Source organism: Cellulomonas sp. ACRRI (assembly GCF_022346185.1).
In the GTDB taxonomy this organism is placed as follows: Bacteria; Actinomycetota; Actinomycetes; order Actinomycetales; family Cellulomonadaceae; genus Cellulomonas.
In genome coordinates this window covers 1-1,649 of record NZ_JAKRMS010000252.1, presented here as the reverse complement: position 1 = coordinate 1,649, position 1,649 = coordinate 1, and the positions used below count along the sequence as shown (strand labels likewise).

Annotated in this window: 1 protein-coding gene and 1 pseudogene; both read right to left on the bottom strand. The window is 81.9% G+C overall.

Going from position 1 to position 1,649, the window contains the following annotated elements; genetic code table 11:
• Positions 1-938: RDD family protein (locus MHY85_RS20975; RefSeq protein ID WP_239200390.1), on the bottom strand; the 938-nt coding region annotated here is incomplete at its 3' end.
• Positions 935-1,649, bottom strand: a pseudogene (locus MHY85_RS20970) (hypothetical protein); the annotation flags it as partial. The gene MHY85_RS20975 and the pseudogene MHY85_RS20970, both read right to left, overlap by 4 nt.

The following is a 1,649-nucleotide window of genomic DNA, read 5'->3' as shown; positions in this document are numbered from 1 at the left end:
CTGCGCGACGACGCCGGGCCCCGCCGCCGCGCCGGCTGCGGGCCCGGCGCGAGCGGGACGGGGGCCGCGGGGTGCGCGGGGACGACGGCGGCCGGGACGACCGGGATCTGGCGGGTGTCCAGGTCGGGGCCGAGGCCCGGCGTGCCCAGCGGCGGCAGCACGAGGTCAGGGGCGTCGAGCCGGCGGTCGGCGGCGAGGGCGCTCCACCGGGTCCGCGTCGGCTCCGACGGGGTGGGACCGGTGGCCGTCCGGTCGCCGGGGTCGACCGCGACCGCGTCACGCGGTGCGGCCGGGTGCGGGACGCCCGCCCACGCGGGTGCGTCGTCCGGCGCCGCCGCGGACCCGGTCGCGGCGGTCGCGCCCGCCGCACCTTCCGCGCGCGCCGGCTTGTCGGCCCAGGCGGCGACACGCCGCGCGGGCACGAGGCCGCGCACGTCGACGACCACCGCCTCCGCCACCCGGTCGTGCCAGCCGCGCCGGCGACCGGTCGAGTCGAACAGGGGCGACAGCAGCACGACCAGCTGGCCCACCCCGCACGCGAGCGACCCCAGCGCGACGATCAGGGCGCGCACGAACGCGCGCCCGAGGCCGACCGGTCGCCCGGTGCGGACGTCCACGAGGCGCAGGCCGAGCAGGCGGCGCCCGACGGTCCACCCCCGGGTGCCGTTCCAGACCCACTGGGCGACGCCCCAGGCGGCGAGCAGCACGGCACCGACCGCGAGCAGCACGCCCGACGGCGCCGCGGGCTCGGCCACGGTCGCGGACCCCGGGGCCGACGCCGCGCGCACCGTGGCCGCGAACGCCGGGGCCCAGGCGAACCACAGCGGCGCCGCGGCGACGGCGGTCAGCGCGGCGTCGACCAGGTACGCCGCGACGCGCCGCCCGACGGGCGCCGGGGGTGCGCCGGGCGGGACCACGCCGCCGGTGGTGCTGCTCATCCGTCCGCTCCGTCCGCTCGTCGTGCCCGTCGTCCCCCGCGTCCCCGCTTCTCCCGCCCGTCGGGCACGCTCCGGCGCGCCCGGTCGGCCGCCGCGGCCGCTCTGCGCCGCTCCGAGCGGCGCAGCGACCGGGTCGCCACCCGCCCGCGCCAGCGCTCCTTGCGCGGGGTCGCCGCGCGCATCGAGGCGAGGGTGCGGTCGACGTCCGCCCAGTACTCCCGGGCGTCGGCCGTCGTGGGCGCGGCGGCGCCGAAGACCGCCGCGTCGGCGCGGTGCGCGAGCGCGACCACCGCCGCGCCCGCCTCGGCCCCGGCCGGGGTCGGGGCGGCCGGCGCACGGGGCGCCCTCCGGCGACGGCGGCCCTCCTCGGGCGCAGGCGGCGTCGTGAACGCCCGGTCCAGGGCGCGCGCGCCCTCGCGCCGGGTGGCGACCGGGTCGACGTCGCGGCGCAGGTCGGTCGCGAGGTCGAGCACCTCCTGCCAGCCGCCGACGACGCGGTTGACCGGCACCGGGTCGCGCCGGCGCCGCCGACGGCGTCGCGCCTTGAGGGCGGCGATCACCAGGAACGGCGCGAGCAGCACCAGCAGCAGCCCGGAGCCGGCGGCGACGCCGAGGGCCACCCGCTGCCAGAGCGCGAGCGCGGTGTCGTCCTCGCCGTCCTGGGTCTGGGGCTGGTCGGTGTCGTCCGACGGCGGGTCCACGGGGTCGGCG